Below are 18,702 nucleotides of genomic sequence, written 5' to 3'. Positions count from 1 at the left end.
CACTATCGCCTGATCGGCCTAGACCTAGCCAATTAGAGAAACTCCTTAAAGGTGTAATCTCCAAGCCAGGCCATCGTTTCAACAGGTGGATTGATGAGCTCGACGATCGTCGAACCTTTGCGACGCCATAGCCTGATGACATTTGGCGACGTGTGGGGAGTAAGGGTATCTTTAACAGTATTCAATGCAACTTTGGCACTCGCCTCTAGATAAGGTCGTTCCGCCTGACGTACGGCTTCCCAAATCGCTTCAAGTTCGGTCATAGCCCCACGCGGCAAAGGGTCGACAGGAAACTGCGAGCCCAGCTTTCGTAAATCAGCTCTTACCGGCCCCCAAAGGTCACCACCATCGTGTAATAATTGTTCGGCATTGAACAATAAATGCAGGCTGTGCATTGTCATTCCTGAGTTGCCTATTGCCTTGGATTCGAAATCGACAATTCCAACCGGGGTGCCGCAGTGTTGAGAAAAATTTCGAAGCTTATACATAAACCGGTAAGCGAAAACACCATCGAACGAGGTAGCTGTGGACGTGCGAAAGACCGTTAAGACCTCTGAGTTTTCGGCGTATTCTCTCTTAAGACGTGTCTCCGTGTGATCAAGAAACTGTCGGACTGCGGTCAAAAAGTTAAGGAAATGTCGGTTTACTTCAATCATCCCTTCACGCTGTAGCCTGCCACGCTCGCCGGGTCCTGGTTGTCTTTTAGAGAAATCGCTTACGCAACTCTCAAAGGCGGTGAGGTTTCGACGTACGATTTCGATAAGTGAACTCGCCTTGTCGTGATTGAGGAGATGGTTGTGCGCTTTTTGGTAGGCGGCAGCCTCATGTGTAGTGAGTTCGCGACCCATATCGAAGCCGCCCGGGCGTATCGCAGCTAACCGCAGTGCTTTTTCGGGCTTCGCCCCTACCGTCCCTATCATGATTACTCTACCTACCTGTCTTTAATGAAGAGTTCCTCTCAAGAATAATGCCCCAAGCCTTCCCTTGAGGGCTACTGAGTCTATGGCGGATTTAGAACACAGGGAGAGGCCCATCCGCGCCGCAATGGTGTTCTCCTCCAGATGGTCGGCAGGACGCCGGGGAGGGGCCGAAAAAGTGTGGGGACTTTTTCGGGGATTTGCTGTTTTCGTTTTGGCTCCGTAGGGCACCGTTTGCAGCGAACGCCAGTAGAAGACTCAACAAATGCTGGGGATTGCGCCCATTTTCAAGCATGGAGTGCTAGGGGCCGTGTGCGTCGCCGATGAATTTCACTCCGGCGCCATCATCACCGCGAGCGTCATTTTGATGAATTCCTCGTTCTTGTCGATGGCTTCTAGGGCGCAACGAACGTTGTCGGCAACATCGGCTGATCCACGCTGCTCGACCCAGTTCGACAGTTCCAGGATGGCGGCCTCCAAGGCAAGCTGGTTTTCGTTGATCTTGAACAGCAGGGAAGGGAGCAGGTCTGAGTTTGGCATCGAGAATCCTCGGTTATGAGGTCAGCGTAGCACTGTGTTTCATGAAAGATTTTTAACCGTTGGCAGGACGCCGGGGAGAGGGAAAATCAGGAAAGTTTTGTAACGGTTACCAAATAGTTTTGTAACGACCTATTTAAATGCCTTGAGGAAGCGTGGGTCATCGCTTCTCAAGAGCCTTGATTTAGGTTGACTGACTTCCTCAGGGCGTGAAGCGGTCATTCGTAGAGTCTCTCTAGCAAGCTTGCTCGCTTATTTGGGATGCGAACACTCGATCCACCCAATGGTGCAACTCATGACCCCTACAATTTTGCCAGCGACAGTTCTTCGTCCCGAGATGAATGATAGCATTTTGATCTAAGCGTTTTTAACTTGCCGGAATTTTCTTGTCTACGCTCGCATTAGCACCTGATATCTCGATCACAACACACAGGTACCAACTGAGGTTAGGTTATGTCCGATGACGGCTATGGGCGCAGCAGGGCAAGTATTTTTTTTCCAGTTTTCAGTATAGGGCAGACGAAGCTGGTGATTGTGTCGCTTATCCTTTTACTGGTGGCAGTCAGCGCCATTGTGCCCGATACAGCTGAGGGAGGGTGGTTACTGGTCCAGCAGATGATCTTGGTTGGATACAAGGATATGGGAAGTTTTAGTGAAGCATCAAGTCATAGATTGGTAGTAATGGTTGGTTTTTCTATGGCGGTTATTTTGTCTTGGGTTGCTGCCATTGTGACGTCGTTGACTCGTCTTCATATGCATGCTTTTCAGGCTGTTGAGAGAAAAAGCTGTTTATCAAGAGTTCTGACTGTTGGGTTCATTTTAGTATTCTTGTTATTGCCAATTTTTCAAGCGCTGCCAAATAGTGATTTGCACTTCTCATATCATGTGTTTAAGGCAATGTGGGAAAGTAGATTGTTGATAATCGTGGCGAGCATTGTGTATTTTTTGATCTCTATGGTGCTTTGGGTGCTGGTTTTATTTGAGGTTTCTAATGTTCTCGGTCGGAGGTCGTCAACGCGTAGTTGAACTCTGTCATGGTCAAACAGCGAGTTGCTGGCCGTTTGCAGCCGATCGTAACCGGCTGCTTTTGGCCGATCGGTGCCTGTCGCGAAGGGCAGAGTGCGACCCATGGCGGTCAGTCCAGACAGGCAAAAAGCGGCCATGGCTGCCGTCGTGAATAACAATGGCAAATTAGTGGCTATGCTTGGTCAGGTACCTGTACGCGTTGGAGGGGAACACCATCCAGCAGGCTCGTGAAAACGTGATCACCTCGCTTGAGGCGTCATCACAATTTGCCCTTTTGCCACTGAGTCGTCACTAATATGAACAAAAAAGAAGCTAAAGCCAAAGTAAAAGATCTGCTCTCGTCAGGAGTACCTAGATCGGAAGTATTCGCGCAGCTATCAGGCCAAGGGGTCAAGGACAGCCTGCTTGCCAGCTTGATCGCTACAACTGCTGACCCTTACCTCTGCGATATACATGACCGCAAGGTTAATGCCGTTATTACACTAATGTTTATCCAGGCTGCACTCGCTCTTATAATCGGCTTTAGTATAGGTTCAACTATTGGACCTAACGCTAGATGGGTAATTGGCGGTTTGTGCGCACTTGTCCCGCTCTTGTTTGCTTGGGGGTTCTACAATCATCTGGCAGGAGCTTACAATGCATACATTGTTCTATATGCGGGTTCGGCAGCGGGGCAAGTGGAAGGGGTGACTTCAGGCTCCATCGCAATGCTTGTCGGCTCGACCATAGGCATCGGAATGTTTGTTTATGTATGCTACGTTCGCCAGAAGATATTTCCAGATTGGGCTTTTTTTTCACCGAGAAAAGTCAATGGGCGATATGTGTTTTCTAACTGAAGAAACCGTTAAGGATAATTCGATTTAATTGTGCGAAATAAATAATGGGGTTCTTGAGTAAAGGTGCGAGGGCAGATCTGTTTTTCACGTTGACCTGAGCAGTGATGGTTCCAGACTCGCTGCGGGAAAAATGAGGAATTGAAATGCAATGGCCGAAAGGAGGAATTGAGCAGATCAGGTTGACCTTCGGCGCCCTCGGAGTGGTCGCGTTGATTCTGCTCATTTTTGTCGATTCCTATGGCTACCGTGGAGCCGACATTGAGTTCATTCGTGGCAGGGCAGTTCATTTCATCGGTGGTAAAGTGCCCGTAATCACAGTTAGAGATTCGGAGTCAGGTCGATATAAGCAGCTGGATTTTCGATTAACCCGGGCGCCTGGATTGTTCAGAGAGGCAAAAGGTAAAGAGATTGAGTTGTCTTTCATAAATGGCAGTTTGCTGGACTGCAGTGTCGACGGCGTGAAGCTTTGCTCTGCTCGATGTTCTTCAGGAGGTGAGTGCGAAGAGCAATATGAGTCCAGGATGAGTAAGAAGGCTCGTTTTCTCGTATTTATGTTTTTCTCGTTCTCGGCATTTGCTCATCTGATGCTCATATGGAAAAGCTGGAAGCTCAGGCGCGGTCACTGATTCGTCAATGGGTAACTCGATGGCAGGCCAGGACTCCTGGCTTAATAGCTGCAATCGAATATGGTGACTATTCTTTTTGGGTTACCCACGCTGGCTCAGATGCGCGGGAGCGTGCATCCGCCGATCCCGGAAGGCCCTATCCAAAAACTGCCGGTTGGCCGGCTTCCGGGGGCATAGGCGGCGTCCCCTGCTACGCTGAATTCGCATACGGGCATACCTTCACCCCTGCTGCGCCTTGACGCGACCAGATCAAGACGGGCCGAGGGAAACATGGTGCAACCGATGAACTTGACACTGTATGTCGCCTAATTAAGTGCAAGGGAGTTCAGCAATGGCAATCATCAAGTGCAAAGAGTGCGGCAAGGACAAGAGTCAGACGGCTGAGGTATGCCCTCACTGTGGTTTCAAGCAGCGCAAAACAAGTTTTGTCACATGGCTATTCGCCATCCTCATCGGCTTGCCGATGCTTGCCAGCATCTTTATACGCGCAAGCCATGAGAGTCCTGCTCCAAGGTCGATGACGCCAGAAGAATTTGCTGTAAAGAAAAAAGAAGATGCAGCCACCCAACGAGCCGCTGCTGGCGCTGTTCTATTGAAGAAGGCGATGCGTGATCCGGATAGTTTTAAGCTGGAGTCAGCTTTAGTTATCGATGGCAGCGGAGCGGTTTGCTATAACTACCGAGCAAAGAATGGCTTCGGCGGTGTAAATCGGGGCCATGCTGTCCTTTCTACAGATGGTAAAAGATTTAAGACTGATGATATGGATGGCTTTACTACGCTTTGGAACAAAGAATGCGCGAATAAATCAGGCTCAGAAACGGCAACTGCAATTAATTGGTTCACTCTGTAGCACACCAGGTTCCTGGGGGTATATCGCTTCGCGCTGGACTGTTGGAGCCGACGTCGAATTGACCCAGTTGCCGAGATATCACTGGCCCGGTCTGATTTCTCGCGAACCATTACCTTTACTGGATTTGTACCGGTATGGAGGTGGGTTAGTCTTGCGCCAGCACGTGGGTCAATTTGGCGTTGGCGTCAACAGCAGTAGTCAGCCAGGCGTGGCAGGTTCTTTGCTTTCTCGTCGGATTCAATGGGCCCGAAACGCCCTTGGTGTAAAGCAAGTCGAGACGATTTCTGAGAAAAAAATTTTCGAGCAGTGAATCGCGCCAGATTTCGTAGCCACTCTCAGCGGCTGCTGTGGGTCGATTTCAGCCCATCGCAACAGGCGACAGTCGGCCAGAAGCAGTCATTGCCTAACGATTAGGTAAAGGGGCGGGCTTTAGCCAGTCCCTGTGAGCTGGGTATACGGTTTGAGCCGTTTGTTAGGCCTCATTCCGCACATTTCTTAGAAAGAGCCGACACTGACGCTTTGAAGACTTCTATTTCTTGTAAGATATCTTGTCGAACCCGACTTGCACTTTCCTTATACCGTTCTTGATAAGACTGAATGTTTTTCTCAGATGAAGACTGTTCTTCGTAGAATGCCAAGGATTGTCGCAAATTTTCTATTCGAGCGTTGTGTCCTTTAGCTAATTCTTCTGATCCCTGAAGATTGCAGGTGCTGGTCGCAGCGGCCACTACTGCTGCTGCTGGTGCTGCTGATGCAGGTAGATAACCACGAAAAGCAAAGCCTACACTAAAGCCGAGAATAATTAGACTAAACCCAAATACCACCGGGTGAGATTCAAAACTGGACTTAAAACTCATAGTTTTCCTGAAACCTAACTACCTTAGGGTGGCACTACTGTCGTCGTCCTTAAGCCCTTGTCTTGCTTGAAGGCATTCGCGTCAAACGCGACATTGCCCAGCGAGAAGAACGACATGCATGGCGGTAAACTCATCTGCGGTCAAGATTCAGCGCAGAATCTCAACGCTATCAATTTGCCACTGGTCTGTCCACCGGCGGCTAATGGCCGATTGCTGCTCTTGCATGCTCACTCCGGTGCCATGAGTACTTCGAGGTTCGTTTTGATAAATTCTTCGTTTTTGCCGATCATTTGCAGGGAGCCTCGAACGTTTCCGGCTACGGTCGGCCAGACTCCCGGGAGTACCGAAAAAGGTGTGGGGACTTTTTCGGGGATTCGCTAATTTCGGTTTGGCTCTGTAAGGCACCGTTTGCAGCGAGCGCCAGTAGAAGACTCAGCAAATGCTGGGCTTTATGCCCATTTCAAGCATGGGGTGCTTGGGGTCGAGACGACACCAGTAGAGCGCGTGAAGTATGCATGATCGGCATACCACTGATGGTTATCACGCTGCCTGAGTGCACATTTTCGATGCTTGAATCATGGTTTTTTTTGGACCGCAATCTTCTAAGGTTATGCGGAAACATTGGGCTGTATGGCAAGCCAATAGGCTTGATTGCGGTCCGGAAAACCTATTGGAAGCCCCGGTCTGATTGATTTTCCCTCGGGACTTAAAATCCCCCGCTCGTAAGGGCGTGCCGGTTCGATTCCGGCTTCGGGCACCATGAATATCAAGGGCTTGCGTGAGATACTTCATGCAGGCCTTTAGTTTTTTATTGCCGCAATTTTTGAATCTTGCCGCAATTCCTACGTTGTCGACGTGACTTTCTTACCTTTCCGATTGCGGATGTAGTGCTCGGTCATCACAACGGTGGTGTGGCCTAGTTGGTCCATCGCCTCTCGAATGTTGCCAGTCGACTCATCCTTATCAGTAGCTGCTTTTGCCCGCAAATCGCGCATTTGGAAGTCGGCTTTGTCGATCCCAGCTTTCTTCCTTGCTTCGATCACGGGTTGGCAATGCCGAGCTTCTGCGCCACTGTCTTGCACGGAGCTTTTGAAGCCGTGACCCCAAGCGACGATTAGTTCAGCATGTTGTCAATTCTGGCGTTAGGAATACTCGTTATGGTCAGTTCCAGTTCATCCCAGTCGATGCAAGACTTCAGTCAAAACTTGCGCCTTCTCTGCGGATATTATAAGTCGGTGGCGAAGGTGTGCCGCTCCCTTGATATCAACCGCCAGCAGTTCAACAAATACTTGGGGGCGCAAGCGACTCCCTCGTCCTTTACCCTGCGCAAGATCTGCACTTTTTTTGGGGTGGATGAGGAGGAAATATTCTCCGAGCATGAATCCTTCCGCGCTCTGCTCAACAGGCAACGCACGGCGCGAGAGCCGGACAGTGCGGTACCAGCCGATTTTTTCCCGAGCTCCGCGCAGGCGTTGTCGAAGTACCAGGGTTACTACTTTGTCTATTTGATGTCGCCTGCCGCGCCGGGGGAGGTGATCAAGTCGATTACCCGCTTGACCCGCTCCGGCGAAAAGATCCTAAGTAAAACCTACGAGCGGATGAGGCTGGGCGATGACCAGCTGAACAGTTTCGGCATCAATAAATATCGTGGGTTCTGCTTTGCCTCATCGGATCTGATTTACATCGTCGAGCGCGAGTACCTCTCGTCCCGGGGCTATATCTGGTCAGCGCTTTATCCCTCCTACCGCAGTCGTTTCCGTTTTCTCAACGGCTTGGTGCTCGGCGTTTCGGGTGACAATTTCCGCCGTCCTTTTGGTGCCCATATTGTATTTGAGCACCTAGGCGAGTCGATCGACCTGCGTAACGCTCTCACCAGTTGTAGCTGTTTTCCGATTGATGCCCCTGAGATTCCCGACGAGGTGAGGTCGCGGCTGCTGGTACATCCATCAGAAGGTGAGTTCAACCTCGTCCCTCCGCTGTTTTAGTCTTTTTTTAAAATTGACGCTAGGTGACGCTTTGGGGCGTCACCTGGCGTTTTTTTCTTCGTGCTCGCGAAATTGAGCTGGCTGTGCGGCAGATCGATAATGCCATACACCACTCAGAAGTCAGTTTCGTTAACGGCCAATCACATCATTCATTCCAGTTGAATGAGTGCCTGTTTCTACAAGTGATCCGCTGCGCCCGCCATAAAAATAAGAGGAACACCGATGAAATTCAAAAGAACATTGATGGCGGGGTTGATGGCGCTGTCCATTACTGCGCCATTGACCAGTGGTTTGGTGTATGCGGCAAACAATACCTTGGTTGTCGCTGATCGAGCCTCTTTCAAGGATTGGGATCCAGCTTCGGCTTTTTCGGAGGAAGTGCGGGTACTGGGCAATATCTACGAGACACTAGTTGTATATAACGCGCCAGGCAGTGCTGAGGAGTTTTCCCCCGGCCTCGCCACGTCCTGGGAAAGCAGCGACAACGGCAAGACCTGGACCTTCAAGCTGCGGCACGGCGTTAAATTTCATGACGGTTCGGCCTTTAATGCCGCAGCGGTCAAAAAGTCCATTGATTACGTCAAGCAGCTGAAACAGGGCGCTGCGTTTGTATGGAACGGTCTGGATACCGTCGAGGCCCTTGCTGACGATACGGTAGTGCTCAAGTTTAAGAGTCCCACTCCGGCCAATTTGATCGCGGCAGGTCAGTATGCCGCATACATCATTGCCCCGGCGGCGGTGGAGAAAGGTCATGACTGGATGATGGCTCCCAACGCCATCGGTACCGGTCCCTACAAACTTGGGCAGGTCGAACAGGGCCAGCAAGTGGTGCTTGAGCGATTCGATGGCTACTGGGGAGGTTGGAAAGAAGGGCAATTTGATCGGGTCATCGTGAAGGTCGTATCCGAAGCCGCCACTCGTACCCAGATGATCAAAAATGGCGAGGCCGGTGTCGCTTGGGATATCCCTCTTGATCAGCTCAAGGTGTTGGGAGAGAACCCCTCCATCAAGGTGAGCACCGCGCCTTCGTGGAAGAACTTTCAATTTTTGATCAATACCCAGAAGTACCCTACGAACAACCTGGCATTTCGTCAGGCGCTGCAGTACCTCTGGGACTATGAAAGTGTCACCAAAGATATTTTGCATGGCTACGGCAGCGTTCCCAAGGGGCCTTTGCCCACCAGTATCTGGGGGCATGCCAGCGTGCCTATGGCCTCTTACGATCTGGATAAAGCCCGACAATTGTTGGAAGCTTCCGGTGTACCTAAGCAGGACTGGAAGGTCTCGATGCAGTACATCAGTGGCATCTATGCAAACGCTGCTGAACTATTCCAGGCGACGGCGTCTCAGGTTGGCGTTGAGGTGGAGTTACTCCCCGGCGAGTGGGGTGTGATCTGGGATAAGGCAAAGAAGCTGGATACCGCTCCCAACATGCAATCTATGGCTTGGTGGCCGACGTATCCGACACCCAGCGATTGGCTTTTCAGTGAGTTCCATACCGAGAAAACCACGCTATTCAATCTGTCTCACTACAGCAACCCAAGCTTTGATCAGTTGATCGAAGAGGCGGCGGCGCTAGAAGGCAGTGATCGGGCCAAATCCACTGAAAAGTACGTGCAGGCCCAGCAGCTACTGGCCAAGGACGCTCCTGCGATCTGGTACGCCGACGTGCAGCAGATACGTGTCTCCCGCAAAGACATCAAGGGTATGGAGAAGAGCCTGAATCCTGCTTATGAGGCGATTCTCTACTACAGCTTGAATCGCTGAATGCTGAGTCGTCCTTGATGAAGTGGTACGTGTAATACCTGATTTGCCATGTAAATCGATAACCAGGCAGTTAGTTAATTTGCCTGGTCATTCCCTCAAGGGTTAATCCGCTTTTGGGGTTTTATGTAGGGCGTAAGAAGTCAGGGTCAAGTTTTTTAGCCACAAGGGGTATTCCAAATGGCGAAGTATATAGCTCAGCGATTGATAGTGATGTTCTTCATTCTTTTGGGAGTGTTGACCATCACCTTCGTTCTGAGCCGAGCTCTTCCGGGTTCCCCGGTAGAAATGATGCTGGGAAACCACCCCACGGTGGAGCAGATTGCCGTTGCACGGGAAAAACTGGGGTTGGATAAGCCTCTGCCGATCCAATACTTCAACTACGTCGGTGATCTTCTCCGAGGTGATTTTGGCACTAGTCTGCGCACCGGGCGGCCGGTGGTGGAGGAAGTGGTCAGGCGGGTTGGCGCGACTTTTGAACTGACATTCCTGGCGATGTTCTGGGTGGTAGTGCTGGGGGTGCCGATCGGTGTCATCTCAGCGGCGCGGCAGAACTCAGTGGTCGACAATGCGGCACGAGCGGGGTCCATCGCCGGGACGGCGTTTCCAGTTTTCATCCTGGCCATGGGCTTGCAGTTATTGTTCTACGGCAAGCTCAACTGGCTGCCCCTGCAAGGACGTATCGATGCTTCCATTCTTCTCGATAGCCCTTTTGAGCGTGTGACAGGCTTTTACCTGATCGACACTCTGCTGGCCGGTAATTTCGTAGCACTGTGGAGCGCCATCAAACACCTGACGCTACCCGTGCTCACCCTGGTCATCGTGACCTTGGCCACTGTCACCCGGATCACCCGCAACATGATGGTGGAGGTGCTATCCGAGGAGTACATCCGTACGGCCGTTTCTTACGGTGTACCCAAGTGGCGTATCCATTACGCCTATGCCCTGAAGGCGACAATGATTCCGCTCCTGACAGTGGTGGGCCTGACCTTCGGTTACCTGCTCGGTGGTGCGGTCGTGGTTGAGTTCGTTTTCGATTGGCCCGGCCTGGGCGGCTTCGTGGTGTTTTCGATTGCCCAGAATGATTTCCCCGCTGTGATGGGAGCCACCCTGGTGCTGGCCACGACGTATCTGTCGATCAACCTGATCGTTGATCTCTTGTATCACCTTGTTGATCCGAGGTTGCGAGTCCAATGAGTATCCAAGACGTATCCCTGTCCATGTCCTCGCGAGCCCCATCATGGCGTATCAAGGCCCTGGCGTTTGCCAGCGATAACAAGTTGTTTGTATTCGGCGCGCTGTTATTGCTGTTGATCATCCTGGCGGCAGTCTTCGCCCCCTGGCTTGCACCTTATGAACCGAACAAGATTGTCTTTTCCCAGAAATTGCTGGCACCCAACTGGGCACACTGGATGGGCACCGACGAGTTTGGTCGCGACATTCTTTCACGGGTGCTTTACGGCGCACGCACCTCGCTGATCATCGGAGTGAGCGTGACTCTGATTGCGATGCTGATCGGGATTCCGATTGGGCTTGTTTCCGGTTACTTCGGTGGTCGAGTGGATACGCTGATGATGCGTTTCACAGATGTGTTCCTGGCCTTTCCGCCGCTGTTGTTGCCGATCGCTATCACCGCTGCGCTGGGATCGGGATTGGCCAACGCCATGTTAGCGCTCGCTGTCTCTTGGTTTCCCTGGTACGCGAGGATCATGCGCGGTGCGGTAGTACGGGTTCGTTCAGAAACCTATATCCATGCCGCCCGTTCCATGGGCGTCAGTCACGGCCGTATCTTGCTTCGTCATGTACTGCCCAATGCCACCACGCCTGTGATCGTGCAGGGCTCCATGGACTTTGGTTACACCATTCTCGCCGCTGCCTCGCTGAGCTTTATCGGGCTGGGGGCCAAGCCGCCCATGATCGAATGGGGGCTGATGGCCGCAGCGTCGCGCTCGCAGTTACTCGAGAATCCCTGGACGGTGCTGTTTCCCGGAGTGGCGATTTTTGTCCTGGTGCTGGCCGTCAACCTGGTAGGTGACGGGCTGCGCGATGTGCTTGATCCAAAGAAGGGGATGCGCTGATGATCGACGAATCCTTGCAGTATTCGACTATTGAGCGTCTCGCCGCTGCGAATAACGACGCAGCTCAAGACCTGGTGCTGGAAGTGGAAGGGCTGACGGTGTCCTTCCCTGGTTTGTTCAAGACCGTACAGGCCGTACGCGGCATCGACCTTAAGATAAGGCGCGGCGAGATCCTCGGGTTGGTGGGGGAGTCGGGCTCGGGCAAGTCAATGACGGCCATGTCCTGCCTTGGATTGATGCCTGAGGCCGCTCGGCTGGGAGGCAGTGTCAGGGTCGCCGGACAGCAGGTCAACGGCGCGTCGGCATCGCAGCTGGCGGTTTTGCGTGGCGGTGGCGCGGCGATGATCTTCCAGAATCCGATGAAGGCGCTCAACCCGTTCTTCACCGTCGGGCGGCAGATGATCGATGTCATCGGCTGCCATCGGCAACTGAGTAAGGCACAAATCCGCGCCGAGGCGCTGAGCTCGCTGGAAGCGGTGAGCATGCCCGACCCCTCTCTGGCGCTAGCCAAGTACCCGCACCAGATGTCTGGCGGTCAGTTGCAGCGAGTGGTGATTGCGATGGCGCTGGCCTGTCGGCCAAAACTGCTGATCGCCGATGAGCCGACCACGGCGCTGGACGTCACCGTGCAGGCGCAGATCATCGCCCTGCTGCGCAAACTGGCACGGGAGCAGGACCTGGCGATTCTGTTTATCACCCACAACCTTGGGGTAGTGGCTTCGCTCTGTGACCGGGTGGCGGTGATGTATGCCGGCGAAGTGGTGGAGAGCGGTCCGGTGGGCGAGGTGTTCAAGCGACCTGCACACCCCTACACCCTGAAGTTGATGGGTACCGTGCCCAAGTTGGGGCAGGGACCCCAGCCCCTGGGCTTCATCCCGGGGCAGGTGCCGAACATGGCGGCTCCCCCGGCTGGCTGTGCCTTCAACCCACGTTGTGAACGCGCCACCGGACGCTGCAATCATGCTGCGCCGAGGGTTGTCATCGGCAAGGAGCACTGGGCAGCTTGCCACAACATATTGGTCAAGGTGTGAGGCTTCTTTGAAAGGTAAACGGCTATGAATAACAACAAACAGCCCGCACTGTTGAGCGTCAATCAGTTGCACAAGACCTACGCCAGCCGCGACGGCCTGGTGACCGCCATTGACCACATCAACCTGGAGGTGCAGGTCGGTGAGACGGTCGCGCTGGTGGGGGAATCCGGTTGTGGCAAAAGTACGGTGGCCGCGACCTTGCTCGGTCTGCTGCCAGCCGATAGTGGGCAAATTCTGGTCGAAGGTCGGCCGCTGCCCACTGATGCCAGGGCGCGGGGCAGGAGCTTGAGTATGGTGTTCCAGAACCCGTATGCCTCGCTGAACCCGAAAATGACGATCAAGGCGATTGTTGCCGAGCCGCTGAAGGTTGCCTTTGGTTTGCGCGGTAACGCCTTGCACGCGCGCATTCTCACGCTGCTGGGAAATGTAGGGATGGGCGAGGAGCACATGGAACGCTATCCCCATGAATTCTCCGGTGGCCAGTTGCAGCGTATCGCTATCGCCCGGGCCCTGGCGCTGGAGTCAAAACTGCTGATCCTCGATGAGCCTACGGCGGCGCTCGACGTGTCGGTCCAGGCCCAGGTGCTGCAACTGCTCAAGACGCTGCAGACCGACAATGGCCTGAGCTACCTGTTTATCAGCCACGACCTTGCGACGGTCGAGTATCTGGCGCAGCAGGTGCTGGTGATGTACTTGGGGCGCATCGTCGAGGCCGGGCCTGTGGAGCAGGTGTTCGGCCGACCGCGTCATCCCTACACTCGTGCGCTGCTCAATTCAGTGCCCTCCATCGACCCGGAGCGCCGTGACGAGTTGCAAATCCTGAGTGGCGAGATCCCCAGCCCCTTGAACCGGCCTGCCGGGTGCCACTTCGCGCCCCGTTGCCCGCGGGCCAGTGAGCGTTGTCGCCGAGAGGTGCCAGCCGAGACCCAGGATCACGGCCACCGCTTTTCTTGCCACCACCCTCTGAACGATGAGAGCTGAACCCCTATGTACAATAAAAAAGACATGACCGCTCCCGGCATTGGTTATCAGGACCTAAGTTTGATGCAGGGCTATCCGCCGTCCCGGGAAAAGCAAGTCGGCCTGCATAATTGGGACAGTCCGCCCTATAACCGCTGGTCGTTCCAGCACATGAGCCAGTTGTTTCCGGTGGCCGCTATTCATCGCAGTCCCGGGCCGGTCACCGAACTCGAGCGCAACGAACGCTCACTTGACGACGTACGTTTCCAGCGGGTCGACGGCGGGCAAACCGATCTGGCGACCTTCTTGACCGATAGCTACACCGATGGTTTTTTGGTGCTTCATCAAGGCAAGGTGGTTTCGGAGCAGTATTTCAACGGTATGCAGCCGCACACGTTGCATCTGTTGCAATCGGTATCCAAGACCGTCGTCGGTAGCCTGGTCGGCAGGTTGATCGGCCTGGGCAGAATCGATCCCCAAGCGCGTGTCAGCCACTATGTGCCCGAGCTTTCGGCAAGCGGTTATGGCGACGCTCGGGTACAGGATCTGCTGGATATGCGCACGGGAGTGAGATTCAGGGAGGACTACACCGATCCGGATGCTGAATTCATCCAGTTGGATATCGCCTCGGGTTGGCGTGAACGGGGAGAGCTAAAGTCACCTGACAGCATTTATGGTTTGTTGAAGTCACTGAGTAAAGACCGTGAACATGGCCAGTTCTTTGAGTACCGCTCAGTGGATACCGACATGTTGGCCTGGGTTTGTGAGCGGGCTTGCGGCGAGCGGCTGCCCGTTTTACTGAGCCGGGAAATCTGGTCAAGACTGGGGGCAGAACAAGACGCGAATATCACCCTCGATTGCGTTGGAACCGCATTGGCCGATGGCGGGATGAGCGCCACGCTGCGTGATCTGGCGCGCTTTGCCCAGATGTATCTGCAGGGTGGACGTTTCAACGGCCAGCAGATTGTTCCAGAGGAGTTTGTGCACGCATGCGGCCGTGGTTCCACACCGGCTTTTGAAGTCCTCTATGGCTTCTATGTCAAACACTTTCCTGACGCAGCCTATAGCAATCAGTGCTGGGTGCTGGACAGTGAACTAGGTACCTACTCGGCGCGCGGAGTATTTGGGCAGAGTATCTATTGGGATCCGGCCTCTGAAGTGGCAATCGTAAAACTTTCCAGTTGGCCGGACTTTATCAATCCAGAGTGGACGTTGAATACCTTCCGTGCCTGTGCGGCAGTAGTTGAAGAACTGCAACGCAGCTGACGCGGGAGTATGAATGACCGCGGCTTGTCAGACACCTCCCAGCCTTAATGAAGAGGTGCCATATACAGGCTCTGCATAGCTACACCCAGACCCTGCAGGCCGCCGGCGGCTGACCCTCCCGGCCCGCACTTGACGCTGTTAACAGCCTTCGTCCTGGCGGGCCTTACCCCTTTTATCCAGACCGCGCTTTTGCCGTGGCCGGGATAGCTGTTGCCAAAAAAAATAAGACCTAGAGAAGAGATGGAGCGACCATGAACTTGAATACAACCCGGGCCTTGCGCTCATTGACCCCACTGGCGCTATTGGGCGCCCTTTCCAGCCCTGCGATGGCGATCCAGGTTACCGACAACCTCGATCTCGGCGGTGCTGTTCGGGCGCGTTGGGACTATGACCCGGATCGCGACATCCAGACGTTCAACTTCGACGCCGCGATCCTCAGCGCCAAGTACAACTCCGACACCTGGATTGGCGAGGCCAAGTACCGTTTCTACGGGCGAGCCTACCCTTACAAGTATACAAATAATGTCGGTGACGTTCAGTTCGCCGAGTTGGCGTGGATCGGCTACAAGTTCAACCCCGACCAGCAGGTCCAAGTCGGCCTGAACCAGCTGCCGTTCGGTTTGCAGCCCTACTTCGGCAGCACGTTCTATCAAACCCTGGGCAGCGTCATGGGACTGGAAGACATCGAAGAAGTTGGTGCCAAGTACATCCAGCAAAGCGGAGACTGGAATATTCAGGCCGGTTATTACCTGCGCCCGGCCTGGCAGGGCAAAGGCACCAGCAACGGTGAAACCTACTCCACCGTGGTCTCCGAAGCGGACAGCTACGTCACTGACGGCAGCAACAACCAGGAACGCAACACCGTGGTACTGCGGGTGGCCAAGGCGCTGGACCTTGGGCCGTGGAAGTCCGAAGTCGGGATCTCTGGCCTGACCTCGTCCCTGGAGAACCGCGACACCAACAACGATGGCCGGCGCAATGCCATGGCGGTGCACTACATCGGCAAAAACGGCCCGTGGGGCGTGCAACTGCAAGCCGCGCGGCAGCAGATGTCCCCGCGCAACCCCGGCACCGATGAACTGGTGACTTTCGGCGGTTACGACGGCACCTTCAACGTCGCCAGTCGCGGCAACTTGTATGTGGCGGATTTGAGCTACGACGTCAGCGGCAAGTACCTGTTCGATCAGATCAGCGGTGTGAAGCTGTACGCCAACTACAGCGCCTTCGATAAGTCCGCGGACGATTTCAAGACCTCGCAACGGATGATTTTCGGCACCTCGTTCTCCCTCAGCAAACTGTGGATCGCCACGGAATGGTTGTACGGCAAGAATGATCCGGTCATCGGTGGCGGCAGCCTCACCCAGAGTCTGGGGGCTGGTGGTAGTAACCAGTGGGAAAACCAGTTGTACATGAACATCGGTTATTACTTCTGATCCGGATTTTTTGGCAACAGCCCTAAAGTCCTCTTCGCGAGCGCGCTCGCCCACAGGTTTAGCGCATAACCTGTAGGCGAGCCTGAATTGGTCAAGTAAGTCCGGACACCGATTACGGTGTTTATGCCGCTTTTTGCTCCATGGCTATTGGCGACAGGTAGTTGTTGTAGCTGTGGAGCCTTGTGCGGTTGCCTGGGTATTTAATTTGGGTTTCTACACGGCCCTTGGTTTAACGAATCCTCTCTCAACTTCGAGGCATTAATCATGACGGATTTGCTTGCACAAAAAGATATTAAAAATCACCTCCATCCTTATACGGATGCTCGACTTCATGAGGCGGATGGCCCCCTCATTATCGAGCGTGGAGAAGGAGTTCATGTTTATGATAATCAAAATAAGCGATACATCGAGGCGATGTCAGGGCTATGGAGTGTAGCGCTTGGTTTCAGCAACCAGCGGCTGATCGAGGCTGCCGAAAAGCAGCTACGTACACTGCCGTTCTATCATGTGTTTTCCAGCAAGGCACACCGCCCCAGCATCGAGCTCGCCGAAAAATTGGTGGAGATGGCTCCGGTGCCGATGAGCAAAGTGTTTTTCACCAACTCCGGCTCTGAGGCAAACGACACAGTAGTTAAGCTTTTGTGGTACCGGAACAATGCTCTGGGGAAGCCCGCCAAGAAAAAGTTCATCAGTCGGCAGAACGCCTATCACGGTATCACTACCGTAAGTGCGAGCCTCACTGGGTTGCCGGCAAATCAGCGCGGTTTTGACGTTCCCCTGCCGGGCTTCCTGCATGTCAGCTGCCCACACTTTTACCGATATGGTCGAGCAGGTGAAACAGAAGAACAGTTCGCCGATCGCCTCGCCCGAGAACTGGATGATCTGATCATCAAGGAAGGCCCTGAGACAGTCGCAGCGTTTTATGGCGAACCGCTGATGGGAGCGGGTGGGGTGATCATTCCGCCGAAGACCTACTGGGAAAAGATCCAGAAGGTGTGCCGCAAGCATGACGTCTTGATTGTCGCGGACGAGGTCATCTGTGGTTTCGGTCGAACCGGCAATATGTTCGGTTGCGAGACCTTTGATATCAAACCAGACGTGATGGTGGTATCCAAACAGCTGTCGTCCTCCTATCAGCCCATTGCAGCCATATTGATTAACGACGCTGTTTACCAAGACATTGCCGACCAGAGCCATTCGATCGGCACGTTAGGGCATGGCTTCACTGGTAGCGGGCACCCGGTAGCTACTGCAGTCGCCCTGGAGAATCTTAAAATTATCGAAGAGGAGGGCCTGGTTCAGCATGCTGCTGAAATGGGGATTATCCTTCGCAAAGGGCTTCAGCAGTTTGCTGATCATCCAATGGTTGGCGAGGTTCGTGGTGTGGGGTTGATTGCTGCCGTTGAGTTGGTAGCCGACCGGCACACAAAAGAGCCTTTTGAGGCTGTTGGCAGACTCGGGCGGTATCTGTCCTCTCAGACCCAGGAGCGTGGAATGATCAACCGAGTCATGGGAGATGCATTGGCATTCTGTCCTCCGTTGATCTCAACGGAGAAGGATATCAATGAAATCCTTGGATTTTTTGCGGCTTCTCTGGATACGACACAGCACTGGTACCTCAAACACACTGCACAGTATTAACGCCACTCACTAGACGCCGCCAAACCCCATTGTTGGCTTCATGATCCTGGTTGGTGACGATGACTTCGTCACCAACCTCAAGACGATTTTCGAATGCTTCGGCGAGAACATAAATGTTCTGGGAGGAGGAAGGGTCGAGATGGATTTCTTCAGCTGAAACACCCAGGTATGCCGCTAATTCCGCATGCGAGTGATCCATCTCTTCACCGCCTCGGCGTGATGCAGGATGAGCTCCGTACGGCTGCATTTTGTTCTGGCGGTAGAAGCGGTTCAGGTTGTCGATGACGTCTTGACAGGCATAGGAGCCGCCAGCGTTATCAAAGAAAGCTTGGCCTTCGAGCGACGGCTCGGCGAACGCCGGGAACTGGCTACGATTAAACGAAAGGTCAATAGTGGACACGGTGGTACTCCGTCTAAGCAGGTAGGATCTGACGGCTCATATGCTAATGGTTGAGCCATGCATGAGGGAGGCGAAAGCACATCGAAACAAACAGCCAATGCATGAATCATGTATTTATAGCTGGAAGAATGCGTAGTTTGCGTCTCTCAAAAAAACACCATGATCCATAATCCGTATCGCAGATATGTGACGTCCGGGACACCCCTAACATGCTAGTGGTGAGACCGAGGCTCATGGTGCAGGTGCTGTGGCAAAAAATTCACTGCGGTCATCGGACATGAGACCGATCATGCAAGCGGAGCGTGCCGGCCGCAGGCCAGAGAGATAGAATCCTGGCTTACCAAGTGATTTTGGTTTGAGTAAAAAAAGGTTCTTCACGGATTACCGGGAAAGACGCTCTTGATCTTCATGAAAAAGAATTCGCTGTCCCGGTAACCGTACGCCATCCGCTTAATGACCTTGATTCGATTGTTGATGCCTTCCAGCTGGCCCGTA

General features: G+C 53.5%; 18 protein-coding genes, 1 tRNA gene and 1 pseudogene. 14 read left to right on the top strand and 6 right to left on the bottom strand.

The window, feature by feature from the left end; genetic code table 11:
- Window positions 1–32: 32 nt before the first annotated feature.
- On the bottom strand, window positions 33–848 hold the full coding sequence (locus KGA81_RS24430) for a hypothetical protein (protein ID WP_223549266.1): 816 nt from the start codon (window positions 846–848) through the stop codon (window positions 33–35).
- Between the two features lie 399 nt (window positions 849–1,247).
- The gene (locus KGA81_RS24425; RefSeq protein ID WP_150755771.1) at window positions 1,248–1,457 is read right to left on the bottom strand and encodes a hypothetical protein; all 210 of its coding nucleotides are present in this window, start codon (window positions 1,455–1,457) and stop codon (window positions 1,248–1,250) included.
- Between the two features lie 450 nt (window positions 1,458–1,907).
- On the opposite strand from KGA81_RS24425, the gene KGA81_RS24420 reads away from it, so the two are divergent.
- The 4 genes from KGA81_RS24420 to KGA81_RS24405 all read left to right on the top strand — a co-directional run bounded on the left by KGA81_RS24420 (window position 1,908) and on the right by KGA81_RS24405 (window position 4,792).
- Window positions 1,908–2,480 (top strand): hypothetical protein, encoded by a 573-nt coding sequence (locus tag KGA81_RS24420; protein ID WP_223549263.1) that lies wholly within the window; start codon window positions 1,908–1,910, stop codon window positions 2,478–2,480.
- 296 nt (window positions 2,481–2,776) lie between these two features.
- The gene (locus KGA81_RS24415) at window positions 2,777–3,316 is read left to right on the top strand and encodes a hypothetical protein (protein ID WP_223549261.1); all 540 of its coding nucleotides are present in this window, start codon (window positions 2,777–2,779) and stop codon (window positions 3,314–3,316) included.
- 143 nt (window positions 3,317–3,459) lie between these two features.
- A complete protein-coding gene (locus KGA81_RS24410) occupies window positions 3,460–3,942 on the top strand; it encodes a hypothetical protein (RefSeq protein WP_223549259.1) in 483 nt (160 codons plus the stop codon).
- 331 nt (window positions 3,943–4,273) lie between these two features.
- A complete protein-coding gene (locus KGA81_RS24405; protein ID WP_223549257.1) occupies window positions 4,274–4,792 on the top strand; it encodes a hypothetical protein in 519 nt (172 codons plus the stop codon).
- Window positions 4,793–5,271: 479 nt separating this feature from the next.
- Here the strand turns inward: KGA81_RS24405 and KGA81_RS24400 are convergent, their stop codons facing one another.
- Entirely contained in the window at window positions 5,272–5,649 is a 378-nt protein-coding gene (locus KGA81_RS24400; protein WP_223549255.1) for an apolipoprotein A1/A4/E family protein, read from the bottom strand.
- 637 nt (window positions 5,650–6,286) lie between these two features.
- Between KGA81_RS24400 and KGA81_RS24395 the strand changes: the two genes are divergently transcribed.
- Window positions 6,287–6,409, top strand: a tRNA-Leu gene (locus KGA81_RS24395).
- Window positions 6,410–6,491: 82 nt separating this feature from the next.
- On the opposite strand, the pseudogene KGA81_RS24390 reads toward KGA81_RS24395, so the two are convergent.
- Window positions 6,492–6,683, bottom strand: a pseudogene (locus tag KGA81_RS24390) (integrase); the annotation flags it as partial.
- 123 nt (window positions 6,684–6,806) lie between these two features.
- On the opposite strand from KGA81_RS24390, the gene KGA81_RS24385 reads away from it, so the two are divergent.
- The 9 genes from KGA81_RS24385 (at window position 6,807) to KGA81_RS24345 (ending at window position 17,807) form a co-directional block, all read left to right on the top strand.
- Window positions 6,807–7,634 carry a helix-turn-helix domain-containing protein gene (locus KGA81_RS24385; protein ID WP_159389616.1) on the top strand — a complete coding sequence of 276 codons (828 nt, stop codon included), beginning with the start codon at window positions 6,807–6,809 and terminating at the stop codon, window positions 7,632–7,634.
- 222 nt (window positions 7,635–7,856) lie between these two features.
- The gene (locus KGA81_RS24380) at window positions 7,857–9,401 is read left to right on the top strand and encodes an ABC transporter substrate-binding protein (protein ID WP_223549253.1); all 1,545 of its coding nucleotides are present in this window, start codon (window positions 7,857–7,859) and stop codon (window positions 9,399–9,401) included.
- A gap of 177 nt (window positions 9,402–9,578) precedes the next feature.
- Window positions 9,579–10,595, top strand: a complete 1,017-nt coding sequence (locus KGA81_RS24375; protein WP_223549251.1) for an ABC transporter permease — start codon at window positions 9,579–9,581, stop codon at window positions 10,593–10,595.
- Window positions 10,592–11,476 (top strand): ABC transporter permease, encoded by an 885-nt coding sequence (locus tag KGA81_RS24370; RefSeq protein WP_223549249.1) that lies wholly within the window; start codon window positions 10,592–10,594, stop codon window positions 11,474–11,476. Before KGA81_RS24375 ends, KGA81_RS24370 begins: the two co-directional genes overlap by 4 nt.
- On the top strand, window positions 11,476–12,507 hold the full coding sequence (locus KGA81_RS24365; protein ID WP_223549247.1) for an ABC transporter ATP-binding protein: 1,032 nt from the start codon (window positions 11,476–11,478) through the stop codon (window positions 12,505–12,507). The genes KGA81_RS24370 and KGA81_RS24365 overlap by 1 nt, the downstream gene beginning before the upstream one ends.
- Before the next feature lie 24 nt (window positions 12,508–12,531).
- Window positions 12,532–13,488 (top strand): ABC transporter ATP-binding protein, encoded by a 957-nt coding sequence (locus KGA81_RS24360; RefSeq protein ID WP_223549245.1) that lies wholly within the window; start codon window positions 12,532–12,534, stop codon window positions 13,486–13,488.
- A gap of 6 nt (window positions 13,489–13,494) precedes the next feature.
- The gene (locus KGA81_RS24355; protein WP_223549244.1) at window positions 13,495–14,733 is read left to right on the top strand and encodes a serine hydrolase domain-containing protein; all 1,239 of its coding nucleotides are present in this window, start codon (window positions 13,495–13,497) and stop codon (window positions 14,731–14,733) included.
- A 251-nt stretch (window positions 14,734–14,984) separates the two neighbouring features.
- Window positions 14,985–16,166: a hypothetical protein gene (locus KGA81_RS24350; protein WP_223549242.1), complete on the top strand. Its 1,182-nt coding sequence runs from the start codon at window positions 14,985–14,987 to the stop codon at window positions 16,164–16,166.
- Window positions 16,167–16,430: 264 nt separating this feature from the next.
- On the top strand, window positions 16,431–17,807 hold the full coding sequence (locus KGA81_RS24345) for an aspartate aminotransferase family protein (protein WP_223549239.1): 1,377 nt from the start codon (window positions 16,431–16,433) through the stop codon (window positions 17,805–17,807).
- Here the strand turns inward: KGA81_RS24345 and KGA81_RS24340 are convergent.
- Window positions 17,785–18,207 carry an aminotransferase class V-fold PLP-dependent enzyme gene (locus KGA81_RS24340; protein ID WP_223549237.1) on the bottom strand — a complete coding sequence of 141 codons (423 nt, stop codon included), beginning with the start codon at window positions 18,205–18,207 and terminating at the stop codon, window positions 17,785–17,787. The genes KGA81_RS24345 and KGA81_RS24340 overlap by 23 nt on opposite strands.
- 374 nt (window positions 18,208–18,581) lie before the next feature.
- The coding region (locus tag KGA81_RS24335; protein ID WP_141228961.1) for a transposase at window positions 18,582–18,702 on the bottom strand (121 nt) is incomplete at its 5' end.

The sequence above is a fragment of the Pseudomonas sp. A-B-19 genome (assembly GCF_019947515.1).
GTDB lineage: Bacteria > Pseudomonadota > Gammaproteobacteria > Pseudomonadales > Pseudomonadaceae > Aquipseudomonas.
The sequence above is the reverse complement of the archived record's forward strand: the minus strand, read 5'-3'. Positions and strand labels throughout refer to the sequence as shown.